We start from the raw sequence: 24456 nt of genomic DNA on the forward strand, positions 1-24456 counted from the left end.
TCTGACAAAGAATTGTTTGTCAGATCTGTTACTGCCTAATCATTCACTCCAGGAGAAAGGGGATTACCAATGAAACAACTATGGATGCTCCTATCATTAACGCTTATACTTTCAGCGTGCTCAGCTCAAGCGTCTTCAACACCTGAAGATGAAGCAAAAGAGAAGAAAGAAAAGGTTTCTGAAACTGCTTCAGCTAAACAAACCTCAAATGATGTCTACGTTCCAAATCCTCAAATTACCGATGACCGCAAGCTCCTTGAAGTCGGTCAGTCTTATACAGATGACAAAGGAGCAGCAGAACTGAAGGCAATTAAGAATGTCAACAAAACTTACAAAGTCGGCGATGTTGAACTGCTTGTCCGCGATGTTAAAATCATTGAACATACACCGGCTTACAGCATGATTGATTTCTTTCATACGTTTACACATGAAGAAACATTTGACATTGTAAAAGCGAATATTGAAATCAAAAATACTTCAGATCAGCCCGTTTATTTTTCTCCAATCGCTGTTCTTGAAACAAATACTGGCGAGCACAAAGACTGGGAATCTGATATTTATCTCGAGGAGTTAAATGGCGAACTTGCTGCAAACAGCTCTAAGAAGGGAAATGTTGGTTTTATCCTGAATCATTCAGACAAAGAGGTCAAAAGTATTAAGGTTTTGACGAGTGATCTTTTGAATGATAAAAAGAAAGCAGCAGCTGAAGCTCAGGAATTGACCATTGAATTTGAATAATCCCTAAAAGGGGCTGTCCATAAAGTCATTTATGACTGACTTATTGGACAGCCCCTTTTTTTGGAACCTTACACCATCACCTTGTATCGTTAAAAGTGGCAGCACTAAGGAGAATGACGCCACTATTTTAGCTTAGAACTGTCAAAGATGGCGGCACTAAGGAGAATGACGCCACTATTTTAGCTTTGAACTGTCAAAGATGGCAGCACTAAGGAGAACGACACCACTTTTAAAAGTTTTAACTGTAAAAATGGCAGCACTGATGGTGAAGGGGAAAGGAACGGTCATCATCTATCATCAAAACAACACTCTTTGCGAGTATAGTTTTTATTGGGAAAAGGAAAATAATGTAACCTGAATAAAAGTTAATAAAGGCTATTGATGAAGGTTTTCGCCAGTAACAATTTCCGCTTCACAAAAGAGAACCGGTGGATGTTTTGCTGAACAGAAAAAAAATCTTCTGTTGGAAGAAATTTTATTTGAGAAAAGTAAACGCATACAATGCTGATAAATATAGGTTTGTATTTTCCGCTCTAAAGTGTACTGAAAAAATGAACTAGTCAATCAATTTATTAGCTGATATACTTTGAACTATTATTTTTTATGACTTTTTCCTTATGGGAACTACTACATCAAAGGAGTTTTAACATGACGAAGGAATTTACTGGGAAGCAGCTTATTTTTATTAGTTTAATGCTTTTTTCAATGTTTTTTGGGGCAGGAAATTTAATTTTTCCGGTCTTTCTCGGACAGGCTGCTGGAGATAACATGTGGCCATCTCTTGCAGGGTTCATTGTATCTGCTGTAGGACTGCCAATTCTTGGAGTTGTGGCGATTGCGAAAGCAGGCAGTTTTCATGCGCTGAATTCCCGTGTACACCCGTTATTTGCACTTATCTTTCCATTTATCATTTATATTTCTATCGGACCGGGACTAGCTATACCCAGAGCAGGAAGTCTTGCCTATGAAATGGGTGCAGCTCCATTTCTTCCTGCCGGCCTTGCAGGCAGTCCTGTTGCGTTATTCATCTACACGCTTGTCTTTTTTGGTTTAGTATACTGGCTGAGCATGTCGCCATCTAAGCTTGTTGATTTGTTCGGTAAACTGCTGACGCCGATTGTGCTTACACTAATTGTGATTATTCTGGTGAAAAGCCTGATCACTCCTATTGGGTCTTTTGAACTTCCAACAGGAAATTATAAAACGAGTCCTGTCTTCCAAGGTTTCTTGGATGGATACTTAACGATGGATGCCCTAGCTGCTCTTGCCTTTGGAATTGTGATCGCAAATACAATTCGTGCACAGGGAGTTAAAAATGACAAAAAGCTCTCGCGTTATATGATCTCAGCTGGTATAGGAGCAGGCATTTTACTTACTGTCATCTATATCATCCTGGGTTATTTAGGTGCTGCCAGTGCATCTCTTGGAAAATCAGAAAACGGCGCACAGATATTAACTAACATAATGGGGTATTTGTTCGGGCAAAGCGGAACACTCATTTTGGGAATTGTATTTACCCTTGCTTGCTTCTGCGTTTCTATTGGCCTTGTCATTTCATGCAGCCAGTTTTTCGCAAGTGCAGTACCGAAAGTTCCTTATAAAGCATGGGTACTGATTCTTTGTCTGACAAGCACAGCTGTTGCAAATCTGGGATTAACTCAAATTTTAACCGTGTCCGTACCAATTCTGGGCATGATTTATCCGATTGCGATTGTGCTGATCTTCCTTGCGCTCATCCATCAATATATTGAAAACAGTTCTTATGTCTATGTTACTACTGTCGCTCTCGTCGGACTTTTCAGCTTTCTTGATACGCTGAATAAAACATTTTTGGCTGAAGCGTGGAGCCCTGTTCTAGGCGCAATGCCTCTTTATCAAGAGGGAATTGGCTGGCTTATTCCGGCAGTTATCGGACTTTTACTCGGTATCATCCTCGGCAAAAGAAAAACAGCAAGTGTTCCTGCTTAAAAGAAACAGCAGATCCATTCAGGCGTTTTCTTAAAAAGAATATTCCCATTGAGGAAATTCGTTTCCATTCTTTTTTGCCAAGCATCCACACTATCAGGAATAATAATGTAAATCACAGCCCCCTGTTTTTTGAAGGAATCAGCGCACTTGTCAGCTGATTGCCCGGAAGGAAGCAGGGGGCTGCTGTTTTTGTTCTTATCTTTCTCTGGTCGAAAATCAGCTGATCGTGCGATCCTTGAAAACTTCGCCTCTCTAATTTCTTCTCCTACAACTCGCAAACGATCGTCCGGACAGTAACCTCACCGCTCAACTCGCTTCCTGCCCCAAATGAAACCGTCAACCATGAGACCATACCCCAATAAGATCAAACTTCAGCTGAGTTTGATGATTGACTGGATAGAAAAAGAATTAGAATTAATAGTTTCTCTGATTGACCTTCGGTGATTTATAAAGAAGGAAATGTATGGAATGAACGGAACTGACAAAAAATAAACTGAATGTTTGAGTATTCTTCAAAAGGGAATAAGCAAAAGTGGAAAAAAACAATTTGAGTCCAAACAGAGAAGGAGAAATGTAATGATTCAGCTTAGAAATATTACAAAAAAATATCCTGATGGTTTTAAAGCATTAAAGGATATCAATCTTGAACTTGAAGCAGGGAAAATTCATGTGGTAATCGGTCCAAGCGGATGCGGTAAATCAACAACCATGAAGCTCATTAACCGTTTGATCACGCCGACTGAAGGCACAGTATACATAAATAACGAGGATATTTCCAAAATAAATCCTGTAGAGCTACGCAGAAAAATAGGTTATGTCATTCAAAGCATCGGGCTTTTTCCGCATATGACCATTGCTGATAATGTCGCAGTCGTACCGCGTTTATTGAAATGGGAAGAGGAACGGACTGAAAGGAAAGTGAGGGAGCTGCTTTCAATGGTTAATTTAGATCCTGAGACATATCGCAGCCGTTATCCAAGCGAGCTGAGCGGGGGACAGCAGCAGCGAGTGGGGGTTATTAGGGCACTGGCAGCGGAGCCGGACGTCATTTTGATGGACGAGCCGTTCAGCGCACTTGATCCGATCAGCCGTGATCAGCTGCAGGCAGAGCTTGTGAATGTTCAGGAAGAGTTAAAAAAGACTATCGTGTTTGTCACTCATGACATGGACGAAGCTATTAAAATAGCAGATAACATCATCTTAATGAAGGATGGAGAGGTTATCCAGGTCGGATCGCCAGACTCAATCTTACGTCATCCGGCAAATGATTTTGTAAAAGAGTTCATCGGAAAAAAACGTTTAAAAGAGCACAATGAATCAAGTTTTTCTATGGATCTTGATGACATTCCAACTGTAAATGAAGTCATGATTGATAACCCTGCCACAGCTTACCCTGAGAGAGGTCTTGCCGCTGCACTTAAAATTATGGAGCAAAGACGGGTTGATTCCCTGATTGTGATTGACCGTGAACGCAACTTGCTTGGATATGCGCCAATCCTGAATTTATTAGGCCAATATCGGGATGAAACCAAGACGCTGAAAGATGTCATGCTTCCATTCGCACATACGGTTCCATCTGACAGCCCCTTTACAATCGCTCTTGACTTAATGAGTCAGTACAACCTTCCGTATGTACCTGTTGTTGGAGATAACGGCAAGTTTGCCGGGGTGATTACGAGAGGAAGCATGGTGCGTTTAATGGCTGAAGTCTTCCCTTATGCTGATGAGGTGGTTTAAATGAAACTCATTCAGGACTATTTTTCTTTTCTGCAGGAACGGTACCCCGATATTCTGGCAAGGTCAGGGGAACATCTTACAATTGTTGGACTTGCCGTCTTATTTGGCTGCCTTGTAGCAATTACAACGGGTATTTTGCTGACAAGAGTAAAAGAAGGACCATTAAACAGCTTCGTATTCGGACTTGTGAATGTATTTCAGACGATTCCGACCATTGCGCTGCTTGCCATGCTGATTCCGCTGATGGGCATCGGGATGAAGCCGGCCATTTTCGCTCTCTTTTTATATTCATTGCTTCCGCTTCTCCGCAATACCTACTCAGGAATCAGAGAAGTTGACGGGAGCATTGTTGAAGCAGCAAGAGGAATGGGGTTTGGGACGTTTCAGCGGCTATTTAAAATAGAGCTGCCGCTTGCATTTCCATACATTTTATCCGGCATCCGCTTAACGACAGTTTATATTATCAGCTGGACGACCCTTGCTGCTTTGATTGGAGCAGGCGGACTTGGCGATTTGATTATAGCGGGCATGTCAAACAACGATAATTTTCTTATCTTTACTGGAACGGTAAGTGCCATCATTCTCGCTGTTATTGTTGATGTCGTATTAGGCTTTTTCAGTAAAAAAAGGAACGGGCTTACAGCTTAGAAATAAGGGAACACAAGGAGACGTTTAATGAGGAAAGCAATGATCATATCTGCACTCGCAGCATTCATGGCATGTGCCTCGATTTTATCAGGGTGCAGCTCAAAAGAAACCATTAAAATCGGCGCGGCCACCTATACCGAAACAAAGATTATGGCCGCGATTTATAAAGAACTGATTGAGGATCGGACGGATTTATCCGTAGATATTACACCTGATCTGCTCTCAAATCCGATGATTCTAAAATCGATGAGCAGAGACGACCTGGATATGGCACTCATGTATTCAGGAGTCATATTCAGCAACTTTTTCCCTGTAAAGCAGACAACAGACCGCAAAGAGGTTTTGAAGCAGGCGCAGGAAGGCTTTGATAAGCACTATGATTTTACTTGGTTTGACCCGCTGGGCTGGGAAAATACTTATGCTCTCACTGTTCAGGAGCAGACGGCAAAAGAAATGGGGCTTGAAAAGGTATCAGATTTGAAAAAAAATCAAGAACAGATGAAATTTGGAGTCGATTCCTCCTGGATGGAACGGAAACAGGATGGTTATCCTGCCTTTATCAAGCATTACGGGTTTGACTTCAAACAATCGTATTCAATGGATATCAACTTAGTTTATGAAGCCGTTGCAAATGACCGGGTAGATGTTGTTCTTGCTTATTCAACTGACCCGAGACTGATTCAATATGATTTAAAAACATTAGAGGATGACAAACGCTTTTTCCCTCCATATGATGCCTCAATGGTTGCACGAAATGAGGTATTGGAGAAACATCCTGAGCTTAAGCCGATTATGAATGAACTGGTCGGGGAAATGGATGAGAACACCATCACAGAGCTCAACTACGAGGTTGATATAAAAAACCGCAACGAACGGGAAGTGGCAAGAGAATTCCTGACGGAAAAAGGCCTCCTGAATAACAAATCGGAGGGAACGAAATGACATTTCTTAAAGAACTATTTACTTATATGGGTGAAAATATAGATTTGGTGCTTCTCTATACAGGACAGCACTTGCTTATGGTCATCATCGGCGTAACGCTTGCATTGATCGCAGGAACGCTCCTTGGCATTGTGTGCAGCAGGTACAAGAAGCTTGCGCCCGTAATTTTATCCGTGGCGAACATTATCCAAATCGTACCCAGTCTGGCACTGCTGGCGCTGCTGATGCTGTATTTCGGACTTGGATTCTATACAGTTGTCATTGGATTGTTTCTTTATTCCCTTCTGCCGATCATCCGTCATACCTATGTGGGGCTCGAGCAGGTCGATTCATCTCTCACCGAAGCCGGGCACGGGATCGGCATGACCTACATGCAGCTTCTGACAAAGGTGCAGCTGCCGCTTGCCATGCCATTCATTATGGCTGGATTAAGAATTGCTGCAGTCATCGCAATCGGGGTTGCGACCCTTGCGCCATTTGTAGGCGGTGACGGGCTGGGACGTGAAATTTTCGCAGGAATCAACTCCAGAAATGACATTCGAATCTTTGTCGGTGCCATTCCCGCATCCATTTTGGCGATTCTTGCCGATATCGTTTTAGGAAAGATGGAGAAGAGGATGAGTGTTCGGACAGCGAAATGAAAAAAGATCAGCTCCTTTTGAGGGGCTGATCTTCTTTTGATTAATCGTAACATTATAATTGCTTCGTCTCTTTCAAATACTCTACATTGTTTGTTTTCTTTCTATAGTTCGTCATGTAAGAGATTCCGACTAATACGATAAAGCCTGAAGACATACCGTAAATAATCGGGTTTGTCGATGTAAGGCCTTCAAAAAACAAGCCGGCAAGAACTACGACCGTGCTGACCAAAATTGAATAGAAGCCTGCATTCGGTGTCGCTTTTTTCCAGAAGAAGGTCATGACGAGCGGGATAAAAATAGCACCTGACAAAATAGCGTAAGCAACATCTAAAGCCACTAAGACATCCTGAATCCAAATTGAGAAGGTAATGGCAATTAAGCCAACGATCAGTGTCGTGATTCTGGATGCTCTCAAAAGCTGTTTATCGGTCATATTTTTCATGAAATACTGCTTTAAAATATCATTTGTAATTAGTGTAGCTGACGCCAGCAGTGTTCCTGATGCTGTAGACATCAAAGCTGAGCAGACACTTGCAAGAACAAGTCCTAAAATTCCGGCGGGAAGAATGGCAATCGCCATTTCCGCGAATGTATTTTGCGGATTGCTGATTGATGGGATGACGATAAATGCACACATCCCGATGATGCTTCCTGCAAGAGCATAGGCGATGCTGTAAAATCCGGCAAAAATGGAGCCGTTTCGGGCAATTTTATTTGATTTTGCTGTAAAGACACGCTGCCAAATATCCTGTGATACGACCATGCCCAGTGCATAAAGCAGGAAGTATTGAAAGATTTGCTGATAGCCGATTGATGCAAAGCTGAAGTGAGTCTGAGGGAGCTGGGTCAAGAGATTGCCCCAGCCATCCGCTTTTGAGATGCTCATCGGCAGCATAATGAAAAAGATTCCGATCGTCATCACAACAAACTGGATAATATCCGTCACCGTTACACTCCACATACCGCCGAGGATGGTGTAGAAAAGAACGATTCCGCCGCCAACAAGCATGGACGTCGTAATATTCCAGCCCAGAAGGACGTTGATGATTGCGCCCATTCCAATGACTTGAGTTACTGCAACCATTAAAGTATAAATGGCAGCTACGATTGCACTTAGCAGGCGTGTTTCTGATGTATATCTTTTTCCAAGCAGCTCACTGATGGTTGTGATTTTTAATGATTCGATTTTTTTTATGAATATCGTACCGAGAATAATGATGCCAAGACCGATCATGGTCACAAACCAGATTCCTGAAATTCCATAAATATAACCAAGTTTAGCTGTTCCGATTGTTGCAGCGCCGCCGAGAATGACAGCCGAAAGACAGCCGAGATACATGAACATTCCAAGATTCCGGCCGGCAAGGTTAAAATCTTCCGATGTTTTTGCCTTTTTGGAACCGATGACCCCTACACCTATTAAAACAGCAAAATACACTAACACCACGAGCGTATCGATCAGCTGCATATGAAAAGCCTCCTTTTATTATTGAACTGGAAGAATGATTAAGAATTCTGCAATGCTTTTGCTGAACGCGAGCTTTGGTACTCATAAAGAGCTTCTTCTAATACGCTTAGACCATGATCAATCTCTTCCTTGCTGATGGTGAGCGGAGGGATCATCCGTATGACTTCGCCATGATTTCCGCATAAATAGAACAGCACGCCTTTTTCCAGACAGCGGTCTAAAATGGACATTAGTGCTTCCCCGTCCGGTTTACCTGTTACAGGGTCAACTATTTCAATCCCGATCATCAGACCGATTGCACGCACACTGCCGATTACAGGGGAGGTTCTTTGCAAAAATTTCAGCTTTTCCACTGCATATTTGCCCATCTTCTTGGAGTTCTCAATGAGTTTTTCTTCTTTCAGCACTTCTAAGGTTGCAAGTGCGGCTGCGCATGCAATCGGGTTGCCCCCGAACGTTGTGCCGTGACTGCCAAGCGGCCATTGCTGCATTAAATCTTTAGACGCTACTGTAGCACTCAATGGCAGACCTGAAGCAATGCCTTTGGCGATGGCCATAATATCCGGCACAACATCAAATGCCTGTGCGGCAAACCATTCGCCGGTTCTGCCAAAGCCTGTTTGGACTTCATCAAAAATAAGAAGGATCCCGTGTTTGCTGCAGATTTCCCGTATTTTTTTCAGCCAGCTTTTCGGAGGAACGATATATCCGCCTTCGCCAAGAACAGGCTCAACGATCATGCAGGCGACTTCTTCCGGAGTGACTTGATGATTAAACAGGGTTTCAAAATCCTTTTCTAGTTTCTCCGTGCAATAAACCTCTGGATCAGCGCCTTGTGGACATCCTGATACATCAGCATAAGGAACTTGATATGCGAGTCCGTTCGGCTGCAGAAATTTACGGTATTTGCTTTTAGAGGTAGTTACACTTAATGCGCCAAGTGAACGGCCATGAAAGCAGCCGATAAACGAGACAACATACGGCCTTCTCGTGACGTGTTTTGCGAGTTTTATCGCGCCTTCAATTGCTTCCGTTCCGCTGTTGGCGAAGAAAAAACAATCGAGATTTTCAGGCAGAACGAGCTTTAATTCCTTTGCAAGCTTTAAAATCGATTCATACATGATGACGCCTGACGGTCCATGCATCAGCTGGTCTGCTGCATCTTTGATGGCTTGTACTACTTTGGGATGTCTGTGTCCTGTGTTGGCGGTCGCAATTCCGGATGTGAAATCCAGATATTTTTTGCCGTCCAGCCCATAGTAGCAGCAGCCTTCCGCCTTTACTACTGGTAGATTCGGGTGATCTTTCGCCATGCTCGGCGCTAATAATTCCGGCATTTCTGCCATTAAATAACTCCAATTCTTCTCCATCTTCATCCTCCTTGATCAATCCTGCATCATGTTTAATAAGTAATCTGCTTATACTTAAACACTTGCAAGAACCGTGCCAAGAGAGTTAAAGAATCTGATGTTTTTTCATTTTTCTAACAATTGACGGCTGACTGATGCCAAGAGCCTCTGCCATGCGTACTGTGGTTTTATATTTTTTCCTGGCTTTTAATAGAATTTGCCTTTCCACTGCATCCATCATTTCTGATAAGGACTGATGGTCATCTATAGGAAGATGAGAAGGGGGGACGGCAGCTTTTATGTATTCGGGCAGATGGTCAACCGTTATCAGGGAAGAAGGAGAAATCACAACCAGCCGTTCCAGGATATTAATTAATTCACGGACATTGCCTTTCCAGTCGTAGTGTAAAAGGTGATGTGTGACAGCTTCATCGAGAGTCTTTTCCTTTTTGTATTTCTCTTCAAATTGTTTTAAAAGTAAATGAATGAGCGGCACAATATCTTCTGTCCGCTGTCTGAGCGGGGGGATGGTAATCGGTACAACGTTCAATCTAAAGTACAGATCTTCCCTGAATAATTTTTCTTTGATAGCCTCCTGTAAATCTTTATTTGTAGCAGAAATGAGCCTGAAATCAACGTGAATCGGCTTTGTTCCGCCAACTCGGTAAAACTGCTTTTCCTGAATGACTTTTAATACTTTTACCTGATGCGCAAGAGGCAGCTCGCCAATTTCATCTAAAAAAAGCGTCCCTCCATCAGATAGTTCAATCAGGCCGATTTTGCCTTTCCGATTAGCCCCCGTAAATGCCCCGGCTTCATAGCCAAACAGCTCTGCTTCAACAAGGGTATCAGGGATGGCGCCGCAATTGACCTCAATGAATGGTCCATTTTTTCGTTCACTTTTAGTATGGATAAATTTTGCCAGCAGGGATTTTCCTACTCCCGATTCTCCAAGTATCAGGACATTTACATCGACTTCAGAAACCTGAATGGAGGTGCTGATTACGTTTTGCATCGCTTCACTTTTTGCAATGATCCCCGCATCATAAAGCTGTCTGCTCCGCAAAAGATCAAGCTCGGTTTTTACCCGTTCCATTTCTTCTTCCATTGTGATAAGAAAATTTTTATAGTCTGCAAGTTCCGTAATATCGTGTGAATAGCTGACTACTCTGTAGAGTTCGCCTGCTTCGTTGTAGACAGGGATGCCTGTGACCAATAGCTTTTTACCTTTATTCGTTGTTTGAACAAACGTAATTTTTTTCTTCTCTTTTACAACAATCGGAGTCAAAATTGGCGTGAACAGACCTTGTGCCTCCAGATCATAGACGGATTTTCCAATTAAACTATCAGACTCAACCCCGTAGATTTTCCCGGTAAACTCACTCACTTTTAAAATAATTCCATCGACATTTGTCACAAGAATATCATCCTTCAGAGAGTGAAGAATTTGTTCATTTTCGTTCCAGCTCGCCCTGACCGTCATTTGACATTCATCCTTTCAATGAATGAATATAAGAAAAATTATTCATATTTGAATATTTATTCATTATTGAATAATTATAGCAGGAATCCGCAAGGTTGAATACGAGAAATGGTATGAATGAATAAAAAGTCCTGTTGTGTTTGATTTTTATTTTGTGATTTATATGCTGTTCTTTAGGTGATTTTCTTCCCCGAATTGAATGAGTTTAAAAGGAAACAATATACTTGATCTGAATTGAAGGAGACTCTGTAAAATGGTTAAATGTCTGACTGCATTGGTTTTAATGATATCGCTTGTGTTTACACCTGTTGGAGACAGTATGATGGAGAAGCATACATCGTATGTTAGCGCGAAATCGTTTAAGGGTGGCAAACGCCGGTATAATCCTAACAGCAATTACAATCAGCCTGATGCACCCCGTTCAAATTTTAGGAACAGCAGGGCCAATCCTGCAAGGGGAGGGATCATGAGAGGATTGCTCTATGGAGGGATTGCCGGGCTGTTGCTTGGAAGTATGCTTGGTCATTTAGGTTTATTGGGAGGGATTTTGGGACTTTTGATCAACCTTTTTGCTTTATTTTTAATCATTTTGGTGATCAGAAAAGTCTTTCGATTGTTTGTTCATACGAGTAAATAAACTTGAAGTTCTATAGGAGAGATATTCGCACACTATTCAGCAATTAAAATGGTGTGCTTTTTTGTTTATATTGTAGTCAGGATAGTGGATAATTAGTGTAAAATGAAAATGTTTTTTATTCCATTAAATAGAATTGTTGGTGGAGCAGTCAACATTAAAAAGTCCGGCGAATAACGAATAGAATTCACAGCTATCTTGGCGATACTGGCATCTTTATTTGCTTTAGCTCTTGGAAGTCCAGCAAGGAAAGGATTATAGACAAGATGATTTCATTAAGAAAAGTTCAATCTGCAGATTTAGAGCAGCTGTTATTTATTGAGAATGAAGGCTTTTCAAAAGAAGAAGCAGCGACAAAAGAAGCACTTGCGGAGAGGATTCAGTTAATAGCTGATACCTTTATTGTGGCAGAAAAGAAAGGGAAGATAGTCGGTTATATTAATGGCCCTATTATTAATCAGCCTTACATAACAGATGATCTTTTTGAGGAAACCAAAAAGAATCCGAAAAGTGGAGGATATCAGAGCATTTTAGGGTTAGCTGTGTCCAAACAGGCTAGAAATCAAGGGATTGCAAAGATTTTAATAGAGAAAATGGAAGAGCTTGCACAAGAAAATGAAAGAGCAGGAATGACATTAACATGCAAGCAGGAATTGGTTTCTTTTTATGAAAAATTGGGATTTGTCAGCCATGGCGTGTCTGAATCAAAACATGGAGGAGTATGCTGGTATAATTTGGTCAAATTAAGAGAGGAAATGAATTGATTCTATTACCATTTATGTAATATGCGAAGTGAAAAATGTGAGGGGGAGAAAGTAAATGAACCTGGACGTGATGGATATCTTTCGCATGGAATTTGACTTTAGCTGGGATACTGAGACCTGGTTTTTACCTTTAGAATTTGCTCTTGAGGGTTTAAATTCTACAGATGCAAGCTGGCAGCCCCCCGGGGGAGGGAATACAATTTGGCAGACTGTGAACCATCTGAATTATTACAACGCCCTGCTTGTTAAACAAATCAATGACACAACACCCCAAAAGAATGCACCTAATCAGAAGGTCACATTTGGAGATATCGGAGAACCTGCAGATTCTAAATGGAAAGAAGTTTTGGCAGAGAATACATTTGGAGATAGCGGGGACCCGGCAGATTCTGAAAAATGGAAAGCAGTCTTGGCAGAAACACATCTTATTTGTGGGAATTTGCGTAAATCACTGGCACAAATGAATGACAGTCAGCTTAACGAGGAACATGTTGGGGGTCTCTGTCGTCAAATTTTGCACAACGTATACCATTTAGGTCAAATCGTATTGATTCGTAAACAACAAGGCTCTTGGCAGAAGGAGAGGGAATAATTTGTCTATTTTGATAGAGAGCAATTCTAAAGTATCGGATTAAATGGACTAATGCGGAGTAACCATCTTTATTATTGGATCAGAGTGCGGACTCTGATCCTTTTTTTGTTTCCAAGGGTTTTACTATGGGACTAGGCAAGCTGGGCAATTTACATAGCATTTTTCAGCTCTTTTTGCAGAGTATACATATAAGTATTCCGCCTCTACAAAGCACAATACAATTTTACTGCTGATCTAATAAAAGTGAAAAACCAGTCTGATTTAATAGCTTCTTCTCGGTTTGTTCATAGTTTATTCATATTTGGACGATATCATTGTTTCTATGTTCAGCAAAAGAGAAATTTCAGGTTAAAAGGAGATTTGTTCATGAAGAATGTTTTGAAGAATAGGCTAACTTACGCTTTTCTAATGACTGGGTTTTTAGGTGTTGGAATCGGATGGGGCATTCCCTATGTCACGGAGAAGCCAGTAGCAAGTGTCAATGGTGAAAAAATCAGCAAGGACGAGCTATATAGTCTCTTAATCGATCAGGGCGGAACGCAGCTTGTCGATTACTTAATTACAGAAGAAATTATTGAGCAGGAGTCAGATAAACAAGACATTTCGATTTCAGATGACGCTGTAGAAGAAGAATACCAGAGGGTAATCGCGTCATATGGAGGAGAAGAAGCATTTACACAGCAGCTTGAAACTAGCGGGGGCACCGCCAAAGATGTGAAAAAAGATCTTGAAACAAATTTAAAAATCGAAAAGCTTCTTGAGCCGGAAATAAAGATTTCAGAGGACGAAATGAAGACATATTTTGAAGAAAATAAAGAAAGTTTTGCAGAGCCTGAGCAAGTAAAAGCAAGTCATATTTTAGTAGAAGACGAGGCAAAGGCAAAAGAAGTGAAAGAAAAGCTTGATGAAGGTGAAGACTTTAAAGAGCTCGCAAATGAGTATTCCACAGATACGTCCAACAGTGAAAACGGCGGTGACTTGGGCTACTTTGCAAAGGGTGAAATGATTGCTGAGTTTGAAGAAACTGCATTCGCCATGAAAAAAGGAGAAATCAGTGATCCTGTAAAAACGGAATTCGGCTATCACATAATCAAATTTGAAGACAAAAAAGCTGCCGCAGATGCAGTGTTTGACGATAAGAAAGAAGAGATTAAAGAAGCATTATTTGATCAAAAGATGCAAACAGCGTACACAGCCTGGCTTCAGGAGAAAAAAGAGGAATACGATATCAAAAATACACTGGAAAGCTGAGAAAAGAGGGGATCTTCCTCTTTTTTCTTTATAAGGGATAATAGATTGCAAATCAGTTTTTGTTAACTTAAATAAAAATAAGTTGACATAAATCACCTCCATTCATTACCATAATAGAGAAGGAATTGATGGAGGGATTACCATGGACTGGCTTAAACTTGCAAACGAAGTAGTAAATGGGAAAGAATTAACTGATGAAGAAGCACTGAGCATATTAAACTCTGATGATGATGAACTATTGAGTTTACTTCAAGGCGCGTTTAGGATCCGGAAGCATTATTACGGAAAAAAAGTAAAGCTGAACATGATCATCAATACGAAGTCAGGTCTGTGTCCGGAGAATTGCGGATATTGTTCCCAGTCGAGTATTTCTACGGCGCCGATTGAAAAGTACCGCATGATGGACAGGGAAAGCATTCTTGCTGGTGCAGAGAGAGCGTATCATTTGAAAGTTGGCACATACTGCATCGTAGCAAGCGGAAGGGGACCATCTGAAAAAGAACTGGATACAGTTGTATCTGCAGTAAAAGACATAAAAGACCAATTTGGCCTTAAAGTATGTGCTTGCCTTGGTCTATTAAAGAGGGATCAGGCCACGCGATTAAAAGAAGCGGGGGTCGACCGCTACAATCACAATATCAATACATCAAAAGAACATCATGAATCGATCACTACATCCCATACATATGATAACCGCGTTGATACGATCGAAGCCGTCAAGGCTTCTGGAATCTCACCATGTTCAGGTGTCATTATCGGCATGAGAGAAACGAAAAAAGATGTCGTCAATATGGCATACAGCTTGAAAGCATTAGATGCAGACTCGATACCTGTTAACTTCCTTCATGCAATTGACGGCACACCGCTTGAGGGGACTGACGACCTTGATCCGCGTTATTGCCTGAAGGTACTTGCGCTCTTCCGTTTTATCAATCCGACAAAAGAAATCCGCATTTCAGGGGGACGTGAAGTGAACCTTCGATCCCTCCAGCCGCTTGGGCTTTACGCAGCGAACTCGATTTTCGTGGGAGATTACTTAACGACTAAAGGGCAGGAGAGCACAAGCGACCATGAAATGCTGAAAGATTTAGGATTTGAAGTAGAGTTTGATTTTGAAGAAAATGAAGTTCTGTCTGTATGAAAAATGGTCCCTTCCAGCTTGTGGAGGGACCATTTTTTGTCCTCGATTGCGATGAATGATTTTCGAAATGGCGTGAATGAATTCGGAAAGAGTTCCAATTAATTTTGAAACCCCATGAATTAATTCTGGAACCCCTCCAATTAATTCCGAAACCCCGCGAATTAATCCCGAAACCCCATGAATCAATTCTGGAACTCCTCCAATTAATTCCGAAACCCTGCGAATTAATTCCGGAACTCCTTCAATTAATTCCGAAACCCTGCGAATTAATTCCGGAACCCCATGAATTAATTGTGAAAAGCCGAGAATTAGCTAATTCCAATCGATTAATATGTTGATTCTGGAATCGCTTCATACTTTTCAGGATCCAGCGTATATACAGATTCATCAGTTACACCGCTGATAATGCCCATTAAACCAGTTTCCACTGTTTTAACAAGCATGCCTTTTTGTTTTTGCCCAAAGTTTTGGGTTTGTCCTTTTACTTCAAATAGGACAGTTCCGCTTCCATTTAAAGCGAATGAACCTAATGCTGTTCCCGGCAGATCAAGACCTTGCTGGTAAAGCGAGATATTCGTAAAGACAGAATTACCTTTTGCCTGAAGGGCATCATAGGCGGCAACATTCAGCTGCCTTGAGAAATCATAATCGTAATCATTTGCAAATTGAGCATATTTTGCTCCTTCAGCAGAGCTCGGGTCTGGAACAAACTGGGCAGAGATGGACATTGTTGCGATTTCACCAGTGTCGCCTACATATGGAAAGCCTTGATGATGAAGATCCATGAATACATCGACTTTACCGAACTCTGCCTGCAGATCTTTATACACGTCTCTAACTGTCTGAGCTTCAGGTGTTATGTACCAGCCCGGTTTGTTGGAAGCGCCGGGGAAATCTGCTGCAGTTGGCACGTAGTTTAAGTCAGGGTGAAAATCACGGTTGACATCAAAACCAGGGTTTGACGCATAATCATCACCTTGAAGAAGCCTCGTATAATAGTTCCAGGACGGCGTGGCTGAACTTAATTGCGGGTATCTTTCCACGACTTCTGACCAGCTTAAATCATTTCCTCTTCTGTCTAATTCAGAAGCATCCGCATTCATCATGGGAATGGCGACGATCGTCATCTCTTCGCGGATTTTCTTAGCTTCAGCTGAATGGCTTGAACCGATGTTTTGGAGAGTATTCAATAATGCAACGGTACCAGTTTTTTCATTTCCATGAATTTCACTTTGAACGAGCAGAACTTTGTCTCCCTCACCGACTCTGGCCGTGTAGATTTCACGACCCTGATTTGTATAGCCTGCCACATCTACTGATACTCTTCCGCTGCTGCTCTGTTCAATTGAAGACAGTCTTTGTTTAAGCTCCTCATAATCAATAAACCCCTGTGTTGAAAGTGTTTCGCCTGCAGATGGCTTGGCGGCTTCCATGTTTCCTGCCTGCGGGAAGACAAGAACTGAAGCTAAAACAGCGGTACCTAAAATCTTCGTAAATGCACTCTTTTTCAATCCAGTCACCTCATTCTGATTAGTTTTACTGCAATCAGAATTTTCTGCAAAAAACTCGACAATCCTCTGTGTAATGACAAAAATGACGCATTAGTTCTACAGGATTCTTCAGTTTGTTATCACTGACATTCTATTTTCCTAGTAAACAGAAGTTCTTTCGCATCACGAAATAAAAGGTTTTCTACAGGCAGAAGTTTTAGCTGAAGTAAACTTTTTTTCACTGCCATTACTATTGTTGAATTGTGAAAAAAGGTTGCTGTAGACCCACTCAGCCCTTACTTGGTAAGATGTTCAAGGAATGAAAAAGTGGAGGATTTTTAGATGGAACAACAAAAATATGCGGATTTAAAACTGGGAGAGCGCGGGGCCATCATTAGCATCATCGCATACCTGTGTTTATCTGCTTTAAAACTAATGATTGGATATACAGCCGATTCAGAAGCCTTAAAGGCGGATGGGTTAAATAATGCGACCGATATCGTTGCTTCGATAGCCGTATTAATAGGATTAAGACTATCTCAAAAGCCGGCAGATCAGGATCATCCATACGGGCATTGGAAAGCGGAAACAGTGGCTTCGCTTCTTGCCTCATTCATCATGATGGCAGTAGGGCTTCAAGTTCTATATGGTGCGGTCATGTCTGTTTTTGAAGGAAAACAGGAATCTCCTGATCTCATTTCAGCCTGGACAGGGGTATTCTGTGCCGTCATTATGTATTTCGTATACCGGTATAATAAAAAACTAGGTGAGAAAATCAAAAGCCAGGCAGTCATTGCAGCTGCAAAAGATAATCTTTCAGACGCATGGGTAAGCATCGGGATCGCTGTCGGCATTATTGGATCGCAATTTTCACTTCCTTGGCTGGATCCTCTCGCTGCTGTAGTTGTAGGATTTCTGATCTGCAAAACAGCATGGGATATTTTCAGAGAAGCGTCTCATCATTTAACGGACGGATTTGATGAGCAGGAAATTCAGGCGTTTAAAGAAACGACTCTTTCGCTGTACGGGGTAAAAGGCGTAAAAGAAATTAAAGCAAGAAACTATGGCAACAATACAGTTGTAGACATTGTCATTCTCGTCAATTCCAATTTGGATATCAGAGATGCACATGATATCTCAACAAAGGTTGAAAACATTTTAATGAACAAGCATGATGTGTATAATGTACATGTTCATGTTGAACCGAATTGAAATTTATATAAAGAGGAGGGGGACCCTTTGGATTCCATACTGCTTACAAATTTGATCCGGATAGGTGCGCCGATTATCGTTATCGCAGCATCCATTTTCTGGACAATGAAACTGTCATACTCAAGAAGGCTGATACCTCCAGTTGCTCTCGCCGTCCTCGCAGCTGCGGTGTTTCTTGCGCCATTTATACTTGAATGGATAAACGGCAGTGAAAGGAACTTAGAAACTGTTTTATTAACGATTTATATCACCCTTACTTTGATGCTAAGCTCTGTATTGAGTTTGATCACAGCTTTATTTGTGAAGAAAAAAGAGACGAATTAAATATGGAAATAGAACAGACACTTCTGCGGAGAAGTGTCTGTTTCGTTGTTTAGATAATAATATGGGATCAAAGAGGAAATCATCTGCAAAATCGAGAACTATACTACTAAATAGATTGAACAAAGGGGGCCTCATAATGAGAAAGATGATTCTTCTTATGACCTTCATCAGCATCTTCTTAGTTAGTTGCTCGGGAACGAAATCTTTTGAAGGACGAATCAGTGATATTAAAAAGGGGTATTTTGAAGTGGATTGTTCTAAAGAGGTGCTGAAGGATGAAAAGACCGCGGAATCAGCTGGCTACCCATGTACAATTAAGCTGACAGATCAAACAGTTTTTACCGACAATCATGGCAAAAAGCTGAAGGCCCGCCATTTCACGACAGGTTTGGATATTAAAGTTGTTTTGGCCGACCGGAAAAAAATAAGCAAGAGCAAGGAAAGCAGAACAGGAGAGGCCAGGGAGATTGTCCTGCTTAACTAAAAATGGAACAAGCTTCTCTTTTGGCAGGTCAATAAAAAGAGAAGCTTGTTTCAATTAACCTGATTGATCAGTTTTTATATTCTTTTTGATTTGGCCATTTTTCCTGCAGGGCATTTATAAAGGTTTTAACAATCTTTTTATCCTCTATGACAGGTGAATAAAGGTATGACAATGTTCGTGTGAAGCTTTGATTTTTCATATTAATAATAGAAAGGTTTTGATTTTGTACGTCTCTTTCAATGACACTTCGGGATAGAAATGAGAGACCCATGCCGTTGATGAGAGTTTCCTTGATTCCTTGATTGCTGCTTATTGTGAGGAGCGATTTCACTTTTAATCCGTTAGTCCGGATCACATGGTTGAGAAATTCGCGTGTGCCTGAACCTACTTCTCTAGTAACCCAAGGCTGATTTTGAAGATCTGAGAATGTCACCTGTTCTTTTGAAGCGAGTTCATGATTTTTAGAGGAGACAATAAATAGCTCATCCTGCATAAACGGATGCACAGAGAGCTCTTTTTCATTTGTTTGTCCTTCTATCAGACCGATATCCACTTGGTGCATCCGGACAGATTGAATAATTTCTTCAGTGTTTCCAATCAGTACCTGAAGCTCAAGCTCAGGGTATTCGTTCTGAAGGTCAAGCAGCAAAGAAGGCAAGATATATTCGCCAATGGTAAAACTAGCGCCAATTTTCAGTTCTCCTTTTACTGAATTCTGATGCTCCAGGATATCCTGTCTTGTTTGTTCGTAAAGAGTAATCATCCGTTTTGCGCGATCATATAAAATCTCGCCTGTCGGAGTAATCTGCAGGAATTTTGGCGAACGCAAAAATAAGGTTGTCTGAAATTCTTTTTCGAGATTTTTAATATGCAAGCTAACGCTCGGCTGCGACATACGCAGATTTTCGGCCGTTTTTGTAAAGTTTTTAATCTCTGCAAGGGTCACAAATGTTTTTAGCGCGTCATAATACAAAATAAGCCCACCTTATGATTAGTAATCTTAATGATAACAATAAATTAAATGTATTTTACTAATTTTCTGTTTTCGGGTAAAGTAGAAATAGTATTTTTTTATTGGAGAAAAAGGTAAACCGTTATGTACCAGTTTACCCTAAAAACCAACTTAATTTATAGGGATAATCGAAATGATTCATTCTTTCTATAAAATAAACTGGATGTTTACTTAAAAATGATGCAGAAATCGTGTTAAATTTCTTTGTGAGGTGGGAAACGTTGCAACTTCAGGTAACGAACAGTCCGTTCAGTCAGGAGCAGGCAGAGCTCCTTAACCGCCTTCTGCCAACGCTGTCAGAAACTCAGAAGATCTGGCTGACAGGGTATTTGACAGCAGCCCAGTCCCATTCGCTTCAGACAGCACCCGAGACTCAATCATCAGAATTGACTGTACAAAGCAGCGAGGCAGCGGTTTCTAAAGAAGTGACCATTTTATACGGGTCACAAACCGGCAATGCTCAAGCTCTTGCAGAAAATGCAGGCAAAACCCTTTCAGAACATGGTTTGCAGGTGACGATCTCGTCGATGAATGATTTTAAGCCGAATCAATTAAAGAAAGTTAAAAACCTGCTTATTGTAGTAAGTACACATGGAGAAGGCACACCGCCGGATAATGCGCTCTCGTTTCATGAATTTCTTCATGGCAGACGCGCACCAAAGCTTGATGACCTCAGCTTTTCCGTTTTGGCCCTAGGTGACAGCTCGTATGAGTTTTTCTGCCAGACTGGAAAGGATTTTGATCAGAAGCTTGAAGAACTTGGAGGCACACGGATACATCCGCGATCAGACTGTGACCTTGATTATGATGATCAAGCAGCTGAATGGCTTCAGGGAGTTCTTGGCAGCTTAAAGATTGAGCAGGGAGGAAGTCAGCAAACATCTGTACAGGCAGCCGCCGCGCAGGTAACTGAATCCGTTTATTCCAGAACAAATCCATTTCAAGCAGAAGTGCTTGAGAATATTAATTTAAATGGCCGCGGTTCAAATAAAGAAACACATCATCTGGAACTGTCACTAGAAGGATCCGGATTATCGTTTGAGCCCGGCGACAGTCTTGGTGTATATCCGGAAAATGATCCTGCTCTAGTTGACATGCTGATTCAGCAGATGAACTGGGATGCTGATCAACAGATAGCCGTTAATAAAAACGGGGATCTCCTTCCGCTTAAAAAAGCACTAATTTCCTATTACGAAATTACGGTTTTAACAAAACCTCTGCTTGAGCAGGCAGCCAAGCTTTCTTCTAATGAAAAATTGCAGGAGCTGACATTGCCTGAACAAAAAGAAAAATTGAAAACATACATTGAAGGACGGGATCTGCTTGATTTAGTCAGCGATTTTGGACCATGGAATGTATCTGCAGAAGAGTTCGTTTCGATTCTAAGAAAAATGCCGGCCCGTCTTTATTCAATTGCAAGCAGCTTGTCGGCAAATCCTGATGAGGTCCATTTGACAATTGGCGCAGTTCGCTATGAGACACATGGGCGCAATCGCAGCGGCGTCTGTTCAATTTTATGTGCAGAGCGGCTTCAGCCGGGAGATACGCTTCCGGTTTACATTCAGAGGAACCAAAATTTTAAGCTCCCTCAAAATCCGGAAACACCGATTATCATGGTTGGACCTGGAACTGGAATCGCCCCTTTCCGTTCTTTCATTCAGGAAAGGGAAGAAACAGGGGCAGAAGGAAAAACGTGGCTGTTTTTCGGTGATCAGCATTTCGTAACCGACTTCCTTTACCAGACAGAATGGCAAAAATGGCTTGAAAACGAAGAACTGACAAAAATGGATGTTGCTTTTTCCCGCGACACGAATGAAAAAGTGTATGTGCAGCACCGTATGCTTGAACAGAGCAAAGAATTATATAAATGGATCCAAGAGGGAGCAGTTGTTTACATTTGCGGCGATGAGAAGAACATGGCACATGATGTCCATAACACTCTGCTTGTGATTATTGAAAAAGAAGGCGGCATGAGCCGTGAAAAGGCAGAAGAGTATCTTGCAGAAATGCAGCAGCAAAAACGCTATCAGCGTGATGTATACTGAGTTCTAGATGGAAAGGGGTATTTCAGCATGGTGAACAAACAATTAACAGCACCGGATGGCCCGCCAAGTGATGTAGAAGATATTAAGGAAAGAAGCAATTATTTGCGCGGTACACTGAAGGAGGTCATGCAGGACCGGATCAGTGCCGGAATTCCTGATGACGATAACCGGCTGATGAAGCATCACGGCAGTTATTTGCAGGATGACCGTGATCTTCGAAATGAGCGTCAAAAGCAGAAGCTTGAACCTGCTTATCAATTTATGCTCCGCGTCCGCATGGCGGGCGGTGTAGCAAAACCAGAACAATGGCTTGTCATGGACGATCTTGCCCAAAAATACGGAAACGGCACGTTAAAGCTGACGACACGCCAGACCTTTCAGATGCATGGCATTTTAAAATGGAACATGAAGCAGACGATTCAGGAAATTCATGCTTCGATGCTTGACACCATTGCTGCCTGCGGAGATGTAAATCGGAACGTGATGTGCAATTCGATTCCATTTCAATCTCACATTCATTCTGAAGTGTATGAGCTGTCAAGAAAATTGAGCGATGATTTGCTGCCGCGCACGAGAGCGTATCACGAAATTTGGCTTGATGAAGAAAAAGTAGCCGGAACACCTGACATTGAAGAAGTTGAGCCGATGTACGGCGCGCTTTACTTGCCCCGGAAATTTAAAATCGGGATTGCTGTCCCGCCTTCAAATGACATCGATGTCTTTTCTCAGGATCTTGGCTTCATTGCGATCGTTGAAGAAGGAAGGCTCACAGGTTTCAATGTAGCAATCGGCGGAGGAATGGGAATGTCCCATGGAGATAAAGCAACGTATCCTCAGCTTGCAAAAGTGATTGGCTTCTGTGCTCCTCATCAAATCGTCGATGTTGCTGAAAAAATCATCACGATCCAGCGGGATTATGGAAATCGTTCAGTCCGCAAAAATGCCCGTTTCAAGTACACAGTTGACCGTCTGGGGCTGAATGCCGTGAAAGCAGAACTAGAAAACCGCCTGGGATGGAATCTTGAAGAAGCTAAGAGCTATCATTTCGACAATAACGGCGACAGATACGGCTGGGTAAAAGGAATGGACGGCAAGTGGCACTTTACCCTTTTTGTAGAAGGCGGACGTGTAGCAGATTTTGAAGGCTACAAGCTGATGACAGGTCTGCGTGAGATTGCAAAAGTGCATAAAGGTGATATCCGCCTGACGGCCAATCAAAACTTAATCATTTCAAATGTTTCAAGCCATCAAAAGAAAAGAATCAGTGATTTGATTGCCAAATACGGTCTGACTGACGGAAAACAATACTCCGCTCTCCGCAGAAGCTCGCTTGCATGTGTAGCCCTGCCTACATGCGGTCTTGCAATGGCAGAAGCAGAACGCTACTTGCCGGTGCTGATCGATAAAATTGAAGCAATTGTCGATGAAAACGGCCTCAAAAACGAAGAAATCACAATTCGCATGACCGGCTGTCCGAACGGCTGTGCGCGCCATGCCCTTGGTGAAATTGGTTTTATCGGCAAAGCGCCCGGCAAATACAATATGTATTTAGGCGCAGCATTTGACGGCAGCCGTCTGAGCAAGATGTACCGTGAAAACATCGGGGAAGAAGAGATCTTAAGTGAACTTCGCGTTCTTCTATCGCGCTACGCAAAAGAACGGACTGAGAAAGAGCACTTTGGAGACTTTGTCGTTCGTGCGGGAGTAGTAAAAGCTGTAACAGATGGAACTAATTTTCATGATTGAAAAAGACAGGGTCTTCCTGTCTTTTTATTTGACAGTGGATGCTGGTTGGGAATGTGGCGTTCATTGCTTTAAAATTAGATATTAAAGACCCTAAGAGGATTGCAGCGGAAGGATCTTAACTCCTGCGGGAAAGTAGAGGGAAATGGGAGACCCCTGAAGCGAAGCTGAGGAGGCTCCCACCCTCCCCGCGGTAAGCAAGTTCCTCTCGCTGCAAGAAACGGACAATATTATCATGAAAACAACAATCTTTGCGAAAACAGCTTTAAATAATGAATTTGAGGATAAAAAAATGAATTAAATATTTTAAAGACTGCGGTGTAACAACTGCAGTCTTTTTTTAAGCACTGGGCAAATCCAATCCGGTCCGATGATCTCACATCGGCTTTCATTGAAGGATGGTCCGGAAGCTTTTCGTAAAATAACCAATCGGGAACTGCATTCGGTAAAAGTGATTTTTCATCCCGAAGAATTGCGAAGCGAGCTGAAAAATCATGAATCAGAGGGTCAAGTTGGAAGTAGGAGCTAAGAAGGAGCTCCCAGAAAGTCAGTTAAAAAAATTATTGTATAAAGCAATAAGATTATAAAAGATAAATTTAATATTTAAAACGAAAACGATATTAATAGTAACTTTAACTTATATAATAATTATAGTGTTAAAGATAATTATAGTGACAATTTCTATGCAGAAAATCACCTTTAATTGTATTGGTGAAAACCTGCATACTTTTAACTTCAACTAATGAATAAAACAGGCAAAAACGAACGTGATATGTTCGTTTTTGCCTGT

Annotated in this window: 21 protein-coding genes; 16 read left to right on the forward strand and 5 right to left on the reverse strand. The window is 41.7% G+C overall.

Annotated features, from left to right (window positions below; translation table 11 throughout):
• The first annotated feature begins 69 nt into the window (after positions 1-69).
• From ABEQ24_RS16535 to ABEQ24_RS16560, 6 genes are all read left to right on the forward strand, one after another.
• Positions 70-738, forward strand: a complete 669-nt coding sequence (locus ABEQ24_RS16535) for a DUF4352 domain-containing protein (RefSeq protein WP_430007817.1) — start codon at positions 70-72, stop codon at positions 736-738.
• A gap of 648 nt (positions 739-1386) precedes the next feature.
• Complete coding sequence (gene brnQ / locus ABEQ24_RS16540; RefSeq protein ID WP_430007818.1) at positions 1387-2706, forward strand: branched-chain amino acid transport system II carrier protein; 1320 nt, start codon at positions 1387-1389, stop codon at positions 2704-2706.
• Between the two features lie 576 nt (positions 2707-3282).
• Positions 3283-4443 (forward strand): ABC transporter ATP-binding protein, encoded by a 1161-nt coding sequence (locus ABEQ24_RS16545; protein ID WP_430007819.1) that lies wholly within the window; start codon positions 3283-3285, stop codon positions 4441-4443.
• Complete coding sequence (locus ABEQ24_RS16550) at positions 4444-5091, forward strand: ABC transporter permease (RefSeq protein WP_430007820.1); 648 nt, start codon at positions 4444-4446, stop codon at positions 5089-5091.
• A gap of 27 nt (positions 5092-5118) precedes the next feature.
• On the forward strand, positions 5119-6033 hold the full coding sequence (locus tag ABEQ24_RS16555; RefSeq protein ID WP_430007821.1) for a glycine betaine ABC transporter substrate-binding protein: 915 nt from the start codon (positions 5119-5121) through the stop codon (positions 6031-6033).
• Positions 6030-6674 (forward strand): ABC transporter permease, encoded by a 645-nt coding sequence (locus tag ABEQ24_RS16560; RefSeq protein WP_430007822.1) that lies wholly within the window; start codon positions 6030-6032, stop codon positions 6672-6674. The genes ABEQ24_RS16555 and ABEQ24_RS16560 overlap by 4 nt, the downstream gene beginning before the upstream one ends.
• Before the next feature lie 52 nt (positions 6675-6726).
• On the opposite strand, the gene ABEQ24_RS16565 is transcribed toward ABEQ24_RS16560, so the two are convergent.
• The 3 genes from ABEQ24_RS16565 to ABEQ24_RS16575 form a co-directional block, all read right to left on the reverse strand.
• Positions 6727-8142 carry a sodium:solute symporter gene (locus ABEQ24_RS16565; RefSeq protein ID WP_430007823.1) on the reverse strand — a complete coding sequence of 472 codons (1416 nt, stop codon included), beginning with the start codon at positions 8140-8142 and terminating at the stop codon, positions 6727-6729.
• Between the two features lie 38 nt (positions 8143-8180).
• The gene (locus tag ABEQ24_RS16570; protein WP_430007824.1) at positions 8181-9512 is read right to left on the reverse strand and encodes an aspartate aminotransferase family protein; all 1332 of its coding nucleotides are present in this window, start codon (positions 9510-9512) and stop codon (positions 8181-8183) included.
• Positions 9513-9597: 85 nt separating this feature from the next.
• Positions 9598-10974: a sigma-54 interaction domain-containing protein gene (locus tag ABEQ24_RS16575; protein ID WP_430007825.1), complete on the reverse strand. Its 1377-nt coding sequence runs from the start codon at positions 10972-10974 to the stop codon at positions 9598-9600.
• A gap of 253 nt (positions 10975-11227) precedes the next feature.
• Here ABEQ24_RS16575 and ABEQ24_RS16580 point away from each other — a divergent pair, with 253 nt between their 5' ends.
• From ABEQ24_RS16580 to bioB, 5 genes are all read left to right on the forward strand, one after another.
• Entirely contained in the window at positions 11228-11611 is a 384-nt protein-coding gene (locus ABEQ24_RS16580; RefSeq protein ID WP_430007826.1) for a hypothetical protein, read from the forward strand.
• Positions 11612-11874: 263 nt separating this feature from the next.
• Positions 11875-12372: a GNAT family N-acetyltransferase gene (locus ABEQ24_RS16585; RefSeq protein ID WP_430007827.1), complete on the forward strand. Its 498-nt coding sequence runs from the start codon at positions 11875-11877 to the stop codon at positions 12370-12372.
• Between the two features lie 55 nt (positions 12373-12427).
• Positions 12428-12964, forward strand: a complete 537-nt coding sequence (locus ABEQ24_RS16590) for a DinB family protein (protein WP_430007828.1) — start codon at positions 12428-12430, stop codon at positions 12962-12964.
• 366 nt (positions 12965-13330) lie between these two features.
• Positions 13331-14215, forward strand: a complete 885-nt coding sequence (locus ABEQ24_RS16595; protein ID WP_430007829.1) for a peptidylprolyl isomerase — start codon at positions 13331-13333, stop codon at positions 14213-14215.
• A 142-nt stretch (positions 14216-14357) separates the two neighbouring features.
• Positions 14358-15356 carry a biotin synthase BioB gene (gene bioB / locus ABEQ24_RS16600; protein WP_430007830.1) on the forward strand — a complete coding sequence of 333 codons (999 nt, stop codon included), beginning with the start codon at positions 14358-14360 and terminating at the stop codon, positions 15354-15356.
• Positions 15357-15682: 326 nt separating this feature from the next.
• On the opposite strand, the gene ABEQ24_RS16605 is transcribed toward bioB, so the two are convergent.
• Positions 15683-16867 (reverse strand): M14 family zinc carboxypeptidase, encoded by a 1185-nt coding sequence (locus ABEQ24_RS16605; protein ID WP_430007831.1) that lies wholly within the window; start codon positions 16865-16867, stop codon positions 15683-15685.
• Between the two features lie 321 nt (positions 16868-17188).
• Between ABEQ24_RS16605 and ABEQ24_RS16610 the strand changes: the two genes are divergently transcribed.
• From ABEQ24_RS16610 to ABEQ24_RS16620, 3 genes are all read left to right on the forward strand, one after another.
• Positions 17189-18058: a cation diffusion facilitator family transporter gene (locus ABEQ24_RS16610; protein WP_430007832.1), complete on the forward strand. Its 870-nt coding sequence runs from the start codon at positions 17189-17191 to the stop codon at positions 18056-18058.
• 27 nt (positions 18059-18085) lie between these two features.
• Complete coding sequence (locus ABEQ24_RS16615; protein ID WP_430007833.1) at positions 18086-18382, forward strand: hypothetical protein; 297 nt, start codon at positions 18086-18088, stop codon at positions 18380-18382.
• Positions 18383-18518: 136 nt separating this feature from the next.
• Positions 18519-18866: a hypothetical protein gene (locus ABEQ24_RS16620; RefSeq protein ID WP_430007834.1), complete on the forward strand. Its 348-nt coding sequence runs from the start codon at positions 18519-18521 to the stop codon at positions 18864-18866.
• Between the two features lie 67 nt (positions 18867-18933).
• On the opposite strand, the gene ABEQ24_RS16625 is transcribed toward ABEQ24_RS16620, so the two are convergent.
• Positions 18934-19839 carry a LysR family transcriptional regulator gene (locus ABEQ24_RS16625; RefSeq protein WP_430007835.1) on the reverse strand — a complete coding sequence of 302 codons (906 nt, stop codon included), beginning with the start codon at positions 19837-19839 and terminating at the stop codon, positions 18934-18936.
• Between the two features lie 260 nt (positions 19840-20099).
• On the opposite strand from ABEQ24_RS16625, the gene ABEQ24_RS16630 reads away from it, so the two are divergent.
• Both ABEQ24_RS16630 and cysI read left to right on the forward strand, forming a co-directional pair.
• Positions 20100-21923: an assimilatory sulfite reductase (NADPH) flavoprotein subunit gene (locus tag ABEQ24_RS16630; RefSeq protein ID WP_430007836.1), complete on the forward strand. Its 1824-nt coding sequence runs from the start codon at positions 20100-20102 to the stop codon at positions 21921-21923.
• A 27-nt stretch (positions 21924-21950) separates the two neighbouring features.
• Positions 21951-23669 carry an assimilatory sulfite reductase (NADPH) hemoprotein subunit gene (gene cysI / locus ABEQ24_RS16635; RefSeq protein WP_430007837.1) on the forward strand — a complete coding sequence of 573 codons (1719 nt, stop codon included), beginning with the start codon at positions 21951-21953 and terminating at the stop codon, positions 23667-23669.
• Positions 23670-24456: the final 787 nt, after the last annotated feature.

Source organism: Metabacillus idriensis, from assembly GCF_050483325.1.
Taxonomy (GTDB): domain Bacteria; phylum Bacillota; class Bacilli; order Bacillales; family Bacillaceae; genus Bacillus_P; species Bacillus_P idriensis_A.